This is a genomic window from Micromonospora sp. WMMC264 (genome assembly GCF_027497275.1).
Classification (GTDB): domain Bacteria; phylum Actinomycetota; class Actinomycetes; order Mycobacteriales; family Micromonosporaceae; genus Micromonospora; species Micromonospora chalcea.
Genome location: NZ_CP114907.1, coordinates 5687975 through 5702105, shown reverse-complemented (window position 1 = coordinate 5702105; position 14131 = coordinate 5687975). Strand labels below are relative to the sequence as shown.

At 72.9% G+C, this 14131-nt stretch carries 15 protein-coding genes; 12 read left to right on the top strand and 3 right to left on the bottom strand.

What is annotated here, in order from left to right:
• The first annotated feature begins 29 nt into the window (after nucleotides 1-29).
• From O7542_RS25270 to O7542_RS25215, 12 genes are all read left to right on the top strand, one after another.
• On the top strand, nucleotides 30-668 hold the full coding sequence (locus O7542_RS25270) for a DUF4178 domain-containing protein (protein ID WP_210885943.1): 639 nt from the start codon (nucleotides 30-32) through the stop codon (nucleotides 666-668).
• A 1-nt stretch (nucleotide 669) separates the two neighbouring features.
• Nucleotides 670-1164 (top strand): DUF2617 family protein, encoded by a 495-nt coding sequence (locus O7542_RS25265; RefSeq protein ID WP_166457376.1) that lies wholly within the window; start codon nucleotides 670-672, stop codon nucleotides 1162-1164.
• On the top strand, nucleotides 1161-1586 hold the full coding sequence (locus O7542_RS25260) for a DUF4247 domain-containing protein (RefSeq protein WP_043327572.1): 426 nt from the start codon (nucleotides 1161-1163) through the stop codon (nucleotides 1584-1586). Before O7542_RS25265 ends, O7542_RS25260 begins: the two co-directional genes overlap by 4 nt.
• Nucleotides 1587-1617: 31 nt before the next feature.
• Entirely contained in the window at nucleotides 1618-2040 is a 423-nt protein-coding gene (locus O7542_RS25255) for a DUF350 domain-containing protein (RefSeq protein ID WP_043327571.1), read from the top strand.
• Nucleotides 2040-2813 carry a hypothetical protein gene (locus O7542_RS25250; RefSeq protein ID WP_210885946.1) on the top strand — a complete coding sequence of 258 codons (774 nt, stop codon included), beginning with the start codon at nucleotides 2040-2042 and terminating at the stop codon, nucleotides 2811-2813. Before O7542_RS25255 ends, O7542_RS25250 begins: the two co-directional genes overlap by 1 nt.
• Nucleotides 2810-4378 carry a polyamine aminopropyltransferase gene (locus O7542_RS25245; protein WP_069088112.1) on the top strand — a complete coding sequence of 523 codons (1569 nt, stop codon included), beginning with the start codon at nucleotides 2810-2812 and terminating at the stop codon, nucleotides 4376-4378. Before O7542_RS25250 ends, O7542_RS25245 begins: the two co-directional genes overlap by 4 nt.
• A gap of 64 nt (nucleotides 4379-4442) precedes the next feature.
• Nucleotides 4443-5441 (top strand): hypothetical protein, encoded by a 999-nt coding sequence (locus O7542_RS25240; protein ID WP_274479306.1) that lies wholly within the window; start codon nucleotides 4443-4445, stop codon nucleotides 5439-5441.
• Between the two features lie 68 nt (nucleotides 5442-5509).
• A complete protein-coding gene (locus O7542_RS25235) occupies nucleotides 5510-6304 on the top strand; it encodes a hypothetical protein (RefSeq protein WP_281605300.1) in 795 nt (264 codons plus the stop codon).
• Between the two features lie 71 nt (nucleotides 6305-6375).
• Nucleotides 6376-7113: a hypothetical protein gene (locus O7542_RS25230; protein ID WP_281605299.1), complete on the top strand. Its 738-nt coding sequence runs from the start codon at nucleotides 6376-6378 to the stop codon at nucleotides 7111-7113.
• Nucleotides 7110-7919: an SDR family oxidoreductase gene (locus tag O7542_RS25225; protein WP_281605298.1), complete on the top strand. Its 810-nt coding sequence runs from the start codon at nucleotides 7110-7112 to the stop codon at nucleotides 7917-7919. Before O7542_RS25230 ends, O7542_RS25225 begins: the two co-directional genes overlap by 4 nt.
• A gap of 143 nt (nucleotides 7920-8062) precedes the next feature.
• Nucleotides 8063-8602 (top strand): orotate phosphoribosyltransferase, encoded by a 540-nt coding sequence (gene pyrE / locus O7542_RS25220; protein WP_043327566.1) that lies wholly within the window; start codon nucleotides 8063-8065, stop codon nucleotides 8600-8602.
• 57 nt (nucleotides 8603-8659) lie between these two features.
• Entirely contained in the window at nucleotides 8660-9037 is a 378-nt protein-coding gene (locus tag O7542_RS25215; RefSeq protein WP_007454255.1) for a metalloregulator ArsR/SmtB family transcription factor, read from the top strand.
• A 173-nt stretch (nucleotides 9038-9210) separates the two neighbouring features.
• Here the strand turns inward: O7542_RS25215 and O7542_RS25210 are convergent, their stop codons facing one another.
• Genes O7542_RS25210 through O7542_RS25200 form a run of 3 tightly spaced genes read right to left on the bottom strand, consistent with a single transcriptional unit; the run spans nucleotide 9211 to nucleotide 14053 of the window.
• A complete protein-coding gene (locus tag O7542_RS25210) occupies nucleotides 9211-10050 on the bottom strand; it encodes a VTT domain-containing protein (RefSeq protein WP_104113383.1) in 840 nt (279 codons plus the stop codon).
• Nucleotides 10051-10073: 23 nt separating this feature from the next.
• A complete protein-coding gene (locus O7542_RS25205; protein WP_281605297.1) occupies nucleotides 10074-12590 on the bottom strand; it encodes a polynucleotide kinase-phosphatase in 2517 nt (838 codons plus the stop codon).
• Nucleotides 12587-14053, bottom strand: coding sequence for a 3' terminal RNA ribose 2'-O-methyltransferase Hen1 (locus O7542_RS25200; RefSeq protein WP_281605296.1), 1467 nt, complete (start codon nucleotides 14051-14053; stop codon nucleotides 12587-12589). The genes O7542_RS25205 and O7542_RS25200 overlap by 4 nt, the downstream gene beginning before the upstream one ends.
• Between the last annotated feature and the right edge of the window lie 78 nt (nucleotides 14054-14131).

Below are 14131 nucleotides of genomic sequence, written 5' to 3'. Positions count from 1 at the left end.
TCCCGCCTAGCAGGTTGGGGGAGGCGGTCGTGAACGGTTCGTTGGCGTACGTGGTGACCACGCTGGGGTGCCTCGTCGGGGTGGCCGGTGTGGTGATCGCCGTGATCGCGGTACGGAAATCCCGGTCGGAGTCCCGCCCGAAGACGAAGGCGGCGCCGGGTGACCCGTTCCGGGACCGGGACGCGGACGCGCTGCGCGGCGACCCGCGCGCGCTCAAGCCCGGCGACATCGTCGAGATCCGCTCGGTGCCGTACACCGTGCGAGGCTCGGTGCACCTGGTCGAGGGTGGCTGGAGCTGGGCGGAGCACCTGCTCGACGACGCGGGCGGGGTGAAGCGCTGGCTCTCCGTCGAGTCCGACCCGGACCTGGAGCTGGTGCTCTGGACCAGCGAGCCGTCAGCCACCGTCACGCCGGGCGCCCCGACGCTGGAGATCGCCGGCCGCCGCTACAACTGGGACGAGTCGGGCCAGGCCCGGTACACCGCGACCGAGGGCACCGGCCTCGATCCGCACGGCACCATGCGCTACTACGACTACCAGGCGCCGGGCGGCGCGCGGCTGTCGTTCGAGGCGTACGGGGAGGCCGGCTGGGAGGTCAACCTCGGTGAGGAGCTGCGCCGCGCCGAGGTGATGATCTACCCGCAGGGTGGCCCGGAGACGGTGCGCTGACGTGCTCGTCTGCCTGGACGCGCCCTACGTCGACACCAGCGCCGCCGATCTGAGCCTGGCCCTCGGCGGCCCGGAGCTGCCGGCGCTCGCCGTACGCGACATCGACCTGCCCGGGCTGCCCCGGCTGCGGCTGCGCCTGCTCGGTGCCTCCCACCAGGTGGTGCTCGGCGGGCTCACGGAGACGGTCGCCTGCCTGCCCGGCCGCCCGCCGCACCTGCCGGACGCGCTGCACGACGAGACGACCGGCTACCGGTTCATGGCCGCTGTGCTCCGGCCGGACGGCGACGGCCTGCGTACCCGGGTCGCGGCGCTGCGCGCCGAGCTGGCCGAGGACCCGTACGCGCTGATCGGGGTCTTCCCCGGCGACGAGGACGCGGTCACCGCGCTCTCCGTCCGGCCCCGGCCGCCGGACGGCGTGCTCGCCTGGCGTACCTGGCACGTCTACCCCCAGACGAACGAGCTGGTCCTGACCGAGACCGTGGTGGAGGAGCTGTGACGTACCGACGGTGGTTCGTGGTGGGCGTGGCGGTCGCCGTCATCGGCGCGCTCATCGCCACCTTCACGATCTTCTACGGCAACTTCTCGCCCCGGGGCTACGTGGAGGACAACTTCTCCCGCGCCTCCGGGCGGGACATCGGCTCGAACGCGATCGCGTACACCTCCCGGAAGACGCCGAGCGAGGTGTCCAAGCAGATCACCGACGCCTGGAAGCCGGCCGACCAGTACGTCGACGGCAGCGGGGTCTACCTGCGCTACGACGACGACTCGGTGGTGATCCTCCCGCTCGCCGTCGGCTCGGTGATCCTGCTGGAGAAGATGACCACCGCCTACCCCCGCTACCACACCGTCGTCGGCAACAGCTGGGGCTGGGGCCGAGGCAGCACGGTCCGGGGCGGCGGCCCCGGTTCCGGTAAGTAGCCCCCTTCGCCCCCTCACCCTGGAGTCTTCTGTGCAGCATCTCGTCACCGATCTGCTGGTCACCCTCGCGTACGGCGTGGTCGGCGTCGTTCTGATGGCCATCGGTTACGTCCTGGTCGACGTGGCCACCCCGGGCAAGCTTCACGAGCTGATCTGGGTCGAGCGCAACCGCAACGCGGCGCTGTTGCTCTCGTCGAACCTGGTCGGGGTGGGCACCATCGTGGTGGCCGCGATCGTGGCCAGCGACAACGACTTCCGGCTGGGGCTGATCGGCGCGGGCGCGTACGGCATCCTCGGCCTGGTGATCATGGCGGTGGCGTTCATGCTGCTCGACGCCGCCACTCCGGGCAAGCTCGGTGAGCTGTTGGTCGATCCGGAGCCGCACCCGGCGGTGTGGGTCTCGGCCACCGTGCACCTCGCCACCGGCGCGATCATCGCAGCCGCAATCATCTGATGAGCGGAAAGCCCGCACAGCATTCGGCGGGGAAGGACAAACGCAGCCAGACGGTGATCTGGTCCGTGGTCGTGGGGGTCGTGGTCGTCGTCTGCGCCGTCGGCGCGTTCAGCGGCGACTCGGACACTTCCGTCCCCGCGCCGGCCGCCGACGAACGCTCCGGCACCGTGCCGATCCTCCGGGCCGCCGCCGACAGCCAGGGCATCTGCTACGGCTGGGAACTGCTCGACGTGTACGACGAGGTGAGCGTCGGCTCCAACCTCGGCGACGGCATCACAGTCGTCGACGCGCCCGGCTGCGCGCGCTGGATCGCGGTCTCCGCGAACGTCAGGTACACCTCGTCCAGCAGCGAGTCGGAGGACTCCGCCACGATCCGGATCAAGGGGTCGGACGACATCGAGTTCGCCGACCTCGCCGCGATCGAGACCCGGCTGGGTCGCTTCGGGCTGGACGAGGACGCGTTCCTCGACGACCCGGGCTGGGCCGTCACCCGGGCCGCCACGATCCTGCCGCTGCTCGCCGCCGAACGCGGGCTGGCCGGACCGGCCGCGACGCCCACCGCCGCGCCGTCCACCGCTGCCGCGCCGCTGCCGGACGCCGGCAACGACTTCTGGCGGGACCGCTGGATCTACGTCCTAAGCTCGGTCGGACTGTTCCTGCTCGCCGCGCTGTTCATCGCCGTGGGCGTGCGGCAGCGCCGCAGCCACCGGGGACGGGTGCCCGCGCAGCGTGCCGGGGCGGGAGCCGCCGGACGTACCCGGAGCAGACGGTGACCGCCGACGTGGCCGCACGGCCGCGGTGGCGCCTGGCCCGCGCGGCGGTCCTGCTCGCGGTCTTCGTCTGCGCGGCCTGCGGCCTGGTGTACGAGCTGGCGCTGGTCGCGCTCGGCAGCTACCTGATCGGCGACACGGTCGGTCAGGCGTCGATCGTGCTCGGCGTGATGGTCTTCGCGATGGGCGTCGGCGCGCTGGTGGCGAAGCCGTTGCAGTCCCGGGCGGTGGTCTCGTTCGCGGTGATCGAGCTGACGCTGGCGCTGCTCGGCGGCCTGTCCGTGCTCGGCCTCTACGCCGCGTTCGCCTGGCTCGACCTGTACGGCCCGGCGCTCGTCGGCACCGCGTTCGTGCTCGGCCTGCTGATCGGCGCGGAGATTCCGCTGCTCATGGTGATGCTGCAACGCATCCGGGAGCAGTCCGCGGGCAGCGCGGTGGCCGACCTGTTCGCCGCCGACTACGTGGGCGCGCTGCTCGGCGGGCTGGCCTTCCCGTTCCTGCTGATCCCGGTCTTCGGCCAGCTCAAGGGCGCGCTCGTGGTGGGCGCGGTGAACGCGGTCGCCGGGGTCGCGCTCGTCTTCACCGTGTTCCGCGCCGACCTCAGCCGCCGGGCGCGGGCCGCGCTGGGCGTGGCCACCGCCGTGGTCGGCCTGCTCCTCGGGTACGCCTGGGTGACCGCCCACGACTTCGAGGTGACCACCCGCCAGCAGCTCTACCGCGACCCGGTGGTGCACGCCGAGCGCAGCCGCTACCAGGAGATCGTGCTGACCCGGTCGGTGCCCGAGCCCGGCCGCTCCGACACCGACCTGCGGCTGTTCCTCAACGGCGACCTGCAGTTCAGCTCGATCGACGAGTACCGCTACCACGAGGCGCTCGTGCACCCGGCGATGCGCGGGGCGCACGGCGACGTGCTGGTGCTCGGCGCCGGGGACGGGCTGGCCGCGCGGGAGATCCTCAAGTACCCGGACGTGCGTTCGGTGACGCTCGTCGACCTCGACCCGGCAGTGGTCGAGCTGGCCCGCCGCGAGCCGCAACTGCGCGAGCTGAACGGCGGCTCGCTCACCGACCCCCGGGTACGGGTGCTCAACCTTGACGCGTTCGCCTGGCTGCGTACCGCCACGGACCGCTTCGACGTGGTGATCGCCGACCTGCCCGACCCGGACGAGACGGCCACCGCGAAGCTCTACACGATCGAGTTCTACACGCTGATTCGGCCGGTGCTGGCCCCCGGCGGGCGGCTCGTGGTGCAGTCCGGGTCGCCCTACTTCGCCCCCCGGTCGTACTGGTCGATCGAGCGGTCGATCCGCGAGGCCGGCTTCGCCACCGTGCCGTACCACGTCGACGTGCCGAGCTTCGGCGACTGGGGATTCGTGCTCGCCGCGCCGGGTGACGTGGCGCCGGAACTGGCGCTGCCGGACGACCGGCCGCCGCTGCGTTTCCTCACCCCGGAGGTGGTGGCCGCAGCCGCCACGTTCCCCGCCGACCGGGCCCGGCTGGACATGCCGGCCAACACGTTGTTGCGACCGAGGGTGCTGGACTACGCCCGCGAGGAGTGGCGCGGCTACTAGGTTTCGGGGCATGCCACCCGAATCGCCGCGCTACCGGCCGGGGATCGGCTGGCTGGTCCGCCGGCTGCCGACCCGGGCGATCCAGGCTGGGTCCTACCTCCAGGCGTTCGTGCTCTCCGGCGTGGTCACCGTGCTGGCCGTACGCGCGTACCTGAAGGCCGCCGACTATCCACAGCTCGGCGGCGGCGGGCTGCACATCGCGCACGTGCTCTGGGGCGGCCTGCTGCTCGCCGTGGGTCTGGGCATCCCGCTGGTCTTCCTCGGCGGTGGCGCCCGCAGCGGCGGAGCGGTGATCGGCGGCATCGGGTTCGGGCTGTTCATCGACGAGGTGGGCAAGTTCGTCACCACCGGCACCGACTACTTCTACGCCCCCGCCGCCGCCATCATCTACGTCGCGTTCGCGCTGCTGGTCCTGCTCACCCAGGCGGTACGCGGGCGCACCGGCCGCTCCCGGCTCACCCCCGCCGAACGCACCGCCAACGCGCTGGACGTGGTGCTCAGCGGCCTGCCCGGCGGATTGACCGACAGGCGGCGGATCGCCGTGCTGCGTCTCGTGCAGGGCACCGGACCGGCCACCGAGACGGCGGTGGCGCAACTGCTGGACGCCGTACCCCGCCGGGAGCCGCCGCCGGTGCGGTTCTGGCAGCGAGCGGCGGACCGGGCCCGGCGTCTCGCCGTCTGGGCGGCCGGACGCCGCTGGCTCATCTGGCCGGTGGTGGTCTATCTGGTGGTGGAGCCGGTGCTCACCGTGCTGGCCGTGTTCCTCGACGGCGTGACCGGGCACCTGGGCGAGGAACGGGAGTGGGGTGCGATCCTCGGTGTCAGCGCCAGCGCGCTGATCACGGCCGTGCTCGGCCTGTGGGCCGCCTGGCTGCTGCGCCGCGACCGGGCCGAGGCGTTCCGGCTGTTCAAGCTGGCGCTCCTGGTCGACCTGCTGTTCGGGCAGGTCTTCAACTTCACCGTCAACCAGTTCGGCGCGGTCTCCGCGGTCGCGCTCGACCTGGCGCTGCTCGGTGTCGTCACCGCCGAGCACCGCCGGCTGCGCCGCGCCGCGGACCGGTGAGCCGTTCCGACATGCTGACCTGGTGCGAGATCGCTACGGTGGTCACCTGATCCAGGAAAGGGAGAATCATGGCCGATGCTCCGGGCACCGCGCCCCGCGCGCGTCCCAGTGTGGTGACGCTTTCCAGCTGGCTGCTCATTCTCGTCGCCGCGATCCAGGTGGTGAACCTGATCGTGGCGCTGACCGTCGCGGGCACCGTCCGCGACGTCCTCACCGACGCGTACGCGGGCTCCTCGGCCGAGGGGGCCGCCGACATCGCGTACGTGTTCAGCATCGTCACGGCGATCGTGTCGCTGCTGATCGCGGCCGGGCTCGTCGTGCTCGCGCTGCTGAACAACAGGGGCAAGAACGCCTCCCGGATCACCACCTGGGTGCTGGGCGGCATCCTGCTCTGCTGCACCGGCGGCGGGCTGCTCACCGGCCTCACCGGTGGCATGACCGGCGGCACCGCCACGGGTGACATGCCCAGCCCGGACGAGATCCAGCGCCGGCTCGACGACGCTCTGCCGTCCTGGTACACCCCGGTCAACCTGCTGCTGGGCCTGGTGGCGCTGCTCGCCCTGCTGGCCGCGCTGATCCTGCTGGCGCTGCCGAAGGCGAACGAGTTCTTCCGCAAGCCCAAGGCCGGCTGGGAGCCGCCGGTACCGGGCGGCGCGTACCCGGCGGCCCCGGGGCACGCGGGTGACCCGTCGTACCCGTCGTACCCGGGCCCGACCGGCGACCCGGCGTACCCGCCGGCTCCCGGCACCCCGCCGCCGCCGTCCACGCCGGGCGGTCCGCCGCCGTCGGCCGGTCAGCCGCCGGCCGGGCCGGCCGGTCAGCCGGGCGAGCGCCGCGACCCGGAGCCGCCACCCGGAAGTTGACGTCCGGATTGAGGCGACGCCGACGATCCCTCCGAGTAGGTTGCATCCGACGCCTACCGGAGGGATCAGTCGTGTCGTACCCCGATCGGGCCGCCCCCCGCCGGCCGGGCGCCGTCCTCGCCGCGGTGGCGGTGCTGCTGGCGATGGCGGTCGGCGCCGTGGCGTACGCGGTGGCGAACCTCGCCGTCACCGGCGGCACGGTGGACCGGTTCCGGGCCGCCGCGGCGGACGAGACCGGCGCGAGCGGCGGCGACATCGACCAGGTGGCCGGGCTGCTGCGCGCCTCGACCTACCTCGCCGCCGTGCTCGGCGTGCTGGCCGCGCTGCTGCTGGTCGGGCTGGCGCTCGGCCTGCTCGCCGGCCGGTCCGGGGCCCGCGTGGGAACCTGGGTCGTCGCCGGCACCGGCCTGCTCTGCGGCTGTTGCGGGCTGGCGTTGCTGGTCGGCCAGCGGGCCGCCCCGTTGCAACTCGGCCCCGAGGACCGGATCACCGCCGACCTGCTCGGGCTGGTCGGGGACGCCTACCCGGGGTGGTGGATCCCGGTGAACGCGGTGGTGTCGGTGGCGCAGATCCTCGGCTATCTGGTGGTCGCCGCGCTGCTCACGTTGCCGTCGGCCGGCGCGTTCCTGCGCAGCGGCACCGGACCGGCGCGGCCGTCCGGGTACGGCGCCACCGTGTCCGGCGCGCCCGTCTCCGGGCCGACGCCCTGGGGACCGCCGCCCGGCCTGCACCAGCCGTCCGCCCCGCCCGCGTCCGCCCCGCCCGCGTCGCCGTGGGCCGCACCGCCGCCTCCCGAGGACCGCCCATGACCGGTGACACCCACCCCTCCCGGCGCCGTGCCCTGGTCACCGGCGCCAGCCTCGGCATCGGCGAGGCGTTCGCCCGGCGGCTCGCCGCCGACGGCTGGGACCTCGTCCTGGTGGCCCGGGACGCCACCCGGCTCGACGCGCTCGCGACCGAGCTGACCGGCCGGCACGGCGGCGACGCGGAGACGATCGCGGTCGATCTGTCCACCGAGGACGGTTGTGCGACGGTCGAGCGCCGGCTTGCCGACGGCCCACCGGTCGACCTGCTGGTGAACAACGCGGGGATCAGCTTGAACACCTCGTTCGTCCGGTCGCCGGTGGCCGACGAGGCGCGGCTGGTACGGCTCAACGTGCTCGCGGTGCTGCGTCTGACCCACGCCGCGCTCGGCCCGATGATCGAACGAGGGCAAGGGGCAGTGATAAATGTCTCTTCCGTTGCGGGCTTCGGTGTCCCCATGCCGGGATCCACGTACTCGGCCAGCAAGGCGTGGGTGACGAATTTCAGCGAGTCGATCGGCCAGTCCGTCGCGCCGCTCGGCGTACGGGTGATGGCGCTCTGCCCCGGCTACACCCGCACCGGCATCCACGAGCGGGTCGGCATCGACATGTCGCGCCTGCCCGCCTGGGCCTGGCTGCGTGCCGACGATGTGGTCGCCGAAGGGCTCCGTGACCTGCATAAAGGCAAGTTCGTGAGTGTCCCGGACTGGAAGTACAAGGTGGCGGTCGCCGGGCTGCGGTACGCCCCGAAGCGCCTGCTGCGGGGCTTCCGCCGGGACACCCGGGGCGCGGTCGACCGGCGACGCGGCTGAGCGGCGGCGGGGCCGGTCGGCGGCCGACCTCGATGGACGGTCGCGCAGCGTAGCCGCTCATCGCCACCCATCGGTCGCCCACTGGGTTGACCAGGGCGGACCCCGAGCACGGCTCTCAGACTTGCGAAGTACTCTCTTGGGCCATGGGCGACCGCGACGACCTGCGCAAATTCATCAGTGACCTGGCTGTGGTCCACGGCCGGGTGGTGCTCTCGTCGGGCCGCGAGGCGGACTGGTACGTGGATCTGCGCCGGGTCACGCTCCATCACGAAGCGGCTCCGTTGATCGGTCGGGTCATGCTCGATCTGACCGCCGACTGGGCGTACGACGCGGTTGGTGGGCTGACCCTGGGCGCCGATCCGGTGGCCGCCGCCATGTTGCACGCCTCGGCCGGCACCGACGGCGCGGTGGACGCGTTCGTGGTCCGTAAGGAGGGCAAGGCGCACGGCCTCCAGCGCCGGATCGAAGGTCCGGACGTGGCCGGTCGCCGGGTCCTGGCGGTCGAGGACACCTCCACCACTGGCGGAAGTGTTTTGACGGCGGTCGAGGCATTACGCGAGGCGGGGGCCGAAGTGGTGGGTGTGGCGGTTATTGTTGATCGAGGCGCCGGCGACGCGGTGCGAGCCGCCGGATTGCCCTATCGGGCGGCCTATACGTTGGCTGACCTCGGCCTTGTGGCGTAAAAGTCTGCCGATTCGGATCTGCTGATATGCAGGCGGATCGATGCTGCTGGTGGAAGGATGGAATACGTGGGAACTGCGTTGGCTGAAATGACCATGCCTCAGATCTCGCCGCTTGCCGGCGAGCCGATCGAACGCGCCGACGCCGAGCGGCTTGCGGGGGTCCTCAAGGCCCTCGCGGACCCCGCACGGCTGCGGCTGCTCAGCCTGATCCAGTCGGCTCCCGAGGGGGAGGCGTGCGTGTGTGACCTCACCGCGCCGCTCGGCCTCTCGCAGCCGACGGTCAGCCACCACCTGCGAATCCTCACCGAGGCCGGCTTGCTGGAGCGGGAGAAGCGCGGGGTCTGGGCGTACTACCGGCTGGTGCCGTCCGCGATCGCCACGATCGCGGATCTGCTCACCCCGCCGCGGAAGCGGGCCACCAAGAAGGCTCGCTGAAACCTTTCGGGCCGGCCCGTGGAGGGTCGTCCCGGCCGGGTGCCCGGTGGCGTGCGAGGGGTGGCGCCATCAGCGCACGATGACGGCTGCGGCCGTTCGTGTGACCCGGTTCGATCAGTCATGCCGAAGGCCGGTCCTCGCCCGAGGGCCGGCCTTCGGTGTCTGAACCGTGCTCAGCGGCGGTGCTGCCCGCCGTCTCCGTGGCCCGGCCGGTGCTCCTCGATGCCCTCGCGAGCCGCCTCCACGGTGCCGGCCACGGTCGCCGCGGTGATCACCGCGACTGCCTCGCCGCGCTTGCGCGCACGCCGGTCCCGCAGGAACTCGAAGAAGATCGGCAGCACCGAGATCACGATGATCAGCGCGACCACCGGCAGGATGTACCTGTCGATCTTGTCGCCGATGGCGTCGTAGATCTGCCGGGCCAGCAGGTAGCCGATCAACAGGATGCCGTCCACCCAGAGGACCGCGCCCACCACGTTCCACACGAAGAACTGGCGGGCCGACATGCCGAGCACCCCGGCCACCGGGTTGAGGAACGTCCGCACGATCGGGATGAACCGGGCCAGCACCACCGCCTTCGCCGGCCCGAACTTCTGGAAGTAGTACTCGGCCTTCTCCACGTACTCCCGCTTGAACAGACGGGAGTTGGGCTTGTCGAACATGCGGCGGCCGTACCGGGCGCCGAGCCAGTGCCCGAGCTGCGCGCCGACGATGGCGCAGAGCGGCCCGCCGATCATCAGCCCGGCCAGGGACAGGCGGGTGCCGTCGCCGAAGATGGCGTCGGCCACCGGGGAGGCGGCCACCCCGGCGAGGAACAGCAGCGAGTCGCCCGGGAAGAAGAAGCCGACCAGCAGCCCGGTCTCGGCGAAGAGAATGACCCAGACGCCGATCATGCCGAAGGTGTGGATGAGGTCCTTCGGATCGAGCGGGTTCAGCGCCACGCTCTCGGAGAACATCCGTGTCTTCTCTGCTGTGTCCACGGCCACACAGGGTACCCCGGCCCGGTCCGGCATTTCGGCCGGACCGGGCGTCCTCGTCAGAGGCGGGGATCGACGGGCTCGGACTCGCAGGCGAGGATCGCGAACACCAGCTCGTGGCGGCGCCAGAGCGGCGCGTCCTCGGCCAGGGCGTCCAGCGCGGCCAGGCCGAGGCCGTGCTCGCGCAGCGCGAGCCCGCGCTTGCGGCCCAGCGAGCGCCGGCGCAACGCGGCGAGCTGACCCGGCTCGGTGTAGCCGGGACCGTAGATGATCCGCAGGTACTCGCGGCCCCGGCACTTGATCCCCGGCTGGAGCAGCGGGCCCTTCGGACCACGGGCGGCCAGGCCCGCGTACGGCTTGACCACCATGCCCTCGCCGCCGGCCGCGGTGAGCGCCAGCCACCACTGCGTCGCGTCCGCCACCGCCGACTCGTCGGACAGGTCCACCACCCGCCGCCGGGTGGGTGTGAAGAACTCCGGGTCGGCGGCGCAGAGCCGGTCGGCCAGCGCCAAGTGCCAGCCGTGGTCGCGGTCGGCGTAGCTCACCCCGGCCCCGGCCAGCACCGCGAACGGTGCCAGCGTCACCCCGCGCAACCCGTCGGTCGGCCGGACGTACGCCCGGTAGGCCGCCGAGTAGGCGGTCACCTCGGCGGCCCGCTCGGCCATCCGGTCACGCAGCCCGTCCACCGGCAGCCCGCGCGCGGCGGCCGAGTCCAGCGCGGCGAGCACCGGCGGCAGCGCCGCCCGCCCGGCCGCGCCCACCCCGGCGTACTGCTCGCGGATCAGCCCGCTCGCCTTCGCCGACCAGGGCAGCAGCTCGGCGTCGAGCAGCAGCCAGTCGGTGCCCAGCTCGGCCCAGAGACCGGCGGTGGTGACCGCGGCGCGCACCCGGGCCAGCAGCTCGCCGTCGAGCGGCGGGCCGAAGAACGGCCTGCCGGTACGGGTGTGCACCACCCCGCCGCCGAACCGGCCCGGCTCCCGCTCCACGAGCACCACCGCCCGCGAGCCCATGTGCTTCTCCTCGCAGACCACCCGGTCGACACCGGCCGCCCGGTAGTCGGCGAACGCCTCGGCCGGGTGCTCCAGGAACCCCTCGACAGTCGACGTGGAGCAGGGCGCCATGGTCGGCGGCAGCCACACCAGCCGGCCCGGGTCGACAGCGAAGCGGCTCATCACCTCCAGCGCGGCGGCGGCGTTCTCGGCCGGCACGGTGAGCGACCCGTACGGGTGGGTGACGTGGCGTCGCCCGGTCACGTCGGCCAGGTCCAGCACGGTGTCCGGCCGCACGGGCGCGACCGGGACCAGCGGCCGGGCCGGGGCGTACCACTCCTTCACCGCCGGTACGGCGACCAGCTCCTTCTCCGGGTAGCGCAGCGCGGTCAGCTTTCCGCCGAACACGCAACCGGTGTCCAGGCAGATGGTGTTGTTCACCCACTCCGGCTCGGGCGTCGGCGTGTGCCCGTACACGACCATCGCCGAGCCCCGGTAGTCGCGCGCCCACGGGTAGCGCACCGGCAGGCCGTACTCGTCGGTCTCGCCGGTGGTCTCGCCGTAGAGCGCGAACGACCGCACCCGGCCGGACGCCCGCCCGTGGTACGCCTCCTTCAGCCCGGCGTGCGCCACCACCAGCCGGCCGCCGTCGAGCACGAAGTGGCTGACCAGGCCGTCGATGAACGTCTCCACCTCGGCGACGAACTCCGGCGGCTCCGCGGCGAGCTGCTCCATCGTCTCGGCCAGACCGTGGGTCAGCCGGACGTCCCGGCCGCGCAGCTTGCGCTGCAGCTTCTGCTCGTGGTTGCCCGGCACGCAGATCGCGTGGCCGGCCGCCACCATGCCCATCACCAGGCGGAGCACGCCGGGGGAGTCCGGGCCGCGGTCCACCAGGTCACCGACGAACACCGCGGTACGCCCCGACGGGTGCTCCGCGTCCACCGGGCGGCCCGCGTCGTCGCGTCGCAGCACGTAGCCGAGCCGGGACAGCAGCGCCTCCAGCTCGGTACGGCAGCCGTGCACGTCCCCGATCACGTCGAACGGGCCGGTCAGCTCGCGCCGGTCGTTGAACAGCTTCTCGTAGCGGATCTCCGCGGCGTCGATCTCCTCCACGCCGCGCAGCACGTGCACCTTGCGGAAGCCCTCGCGGGCCAGCCGCCCGTACGACTGCCGCAGGTCGCGGCGCATCCGGTTGAGCACCTGCCGGCCGAACGTGCGGTCGGTGCGCGCCTCGGTACGCTCCCAGGCCACCGCCTCCGGCACGTCCAGCACGATCGCCACCGGCAGCACGTCGTGCTCCCGGGCGACCCGGATCAGCCCGGCGCGGGCGTGCGGCTGGAGGTTCGTCGCGTCGACCACTGTCAGCAGGCCGCGGCGCAGCCGGATGGCGGCGACGTGGTGCAGCGCGTCGAACGCGTCGGCGGACGCGGACTGGTCGTTCTCGTCGTCGGCGACCAGGCCGCGGAACGTGTCCGAGGAGAGCACCTGGCTGGGCGCGAAGTGCCGCCGGGCGAACGTGGACTTGCCGGAGCCGGAGACGCCGACGAGCGCCACCAGTGCCAGCTCGGGGATGTCCAGGACGGTCATCGGTTCGTCGCCTCCTTCCGGTCGTCGCTGGTGTTCTCGTTGCGGTCGGCGCGGGTGAGCACCGCCATCTGGGTCGGCGCGCCCACCTCCGGGTCGTCGTCGCCGACACCGCCGACGACAGCCGTGTAGCCGTGCGCCGCCGCCACCTGATCCACCCAGGCCGCGAACTCGGCCCGGGTCCACTCGAACCGGTGGTCCGCGTGCCGGAACCGGCCCGGCCCGAGCCCCTCGTAGCGGACGTTGTACTCCACGTTCGGGGTGGTCACCACGACCGTGCCCGGCCGGGCGTGACCGAACACCGCGTCCTCCAGCGCGGGCAGGCGCGGCGGATCGAGGTGCTCCACGACCTCCATCAGCACCGCCGCGTCGTACCCCCGGAGCCGGTCGTCGCGGTAGGTCAGCGCCGACTGCCACAGCTGGATCCGGTCCCGCTGCCGCTCCGGCAGCCGGTCCAGGCGCAGCCGCCGGGCCGCCAGGCCGAGCGACCGGTCGGACACGTCGACGCCCACCACCTCGGTGAAGCGCCGGTCGGCGACGAGCGCGGTCAGCAGCGCGCCGCCACCGCAGCCCAGATCCAGCACCCGGCTCGCACCGCTGTCCCGCAGCGCGGCGAGCACCGCCTCGCGCCGCCGTACCGCCAGCGAGGCGCGGCGGACGTCCTCCACCACCGGCGCTTCTCCGGGCGCGGGGTCGATGCTGTCGTCGGCGGGCGGCTCGTCGGCCAGGCGCAGCTCGGTCAGGCGGGCCATCGCCACGCCCGCGAGCGCCCGGCGGTGCGCCAGGTAGCGCCGCGTGATCAGGGCCCGCTCCGGATGGCCGGCCAGCCAGCCGGCGCCCGCGCGCAGCAGCTTGTCCACCTCGTCCGGCGCCACCCAGTAGTGCTTCGCGTCGTCGAGCACCGGCAGCAGCACGTACAGGTGGTTGAGGGCGTCCGCGAGCCGCAGCGTGCCGGTCAGCGTCAGGTCGACGTAGCGGCTGTCACCCCACTCCGGGTACGTCTCGTCGAGCGGGATCGGGGTGGCCGTCACGGTCCAGCCCAGCGGGGCGAAGATCCGTACCGCCAGCTCCGCGCCGCCCCGGCAGCGCAGCACCGGCACCCGTACGGTCAGCGGGATCGCGGTCGCGGCCAGTTCGGGACGGTCACGCGACTCGCCCCGCAGCGCGGAGCGGAACACCTTCGACAGCGCCGACGAGAGCAGGCTGGAGGCGGCGTACGGGCGGTCGTTGACGTACTGCCCGAGCGCGAAGCCCTCCGGCGCGCGGTTCTTCCGGCCCCCGCCCAGCTTGAGCGGATCGACCTCGACCAGCAGCGCCGCCGTGCAGCGCGCCTCGTCCGCCTCCGGGTAGAACACATGCGCGGCGCCGGCGGGCAGATCGAAGGTCTGCACGCGGTCCGGATGCTTCACCAGGAGGTGGCCGAGGTCGGTTGCGGGGCGGTGGGTCGTGGTCAGGGTCAGCAGCACTTGTCGATGATCTCGTTGTTTTCTGGTTTTTGTCGTGGGGGTTTCCGGGGGAGCCCGACCCGCTCCGGGCGGTCAGGC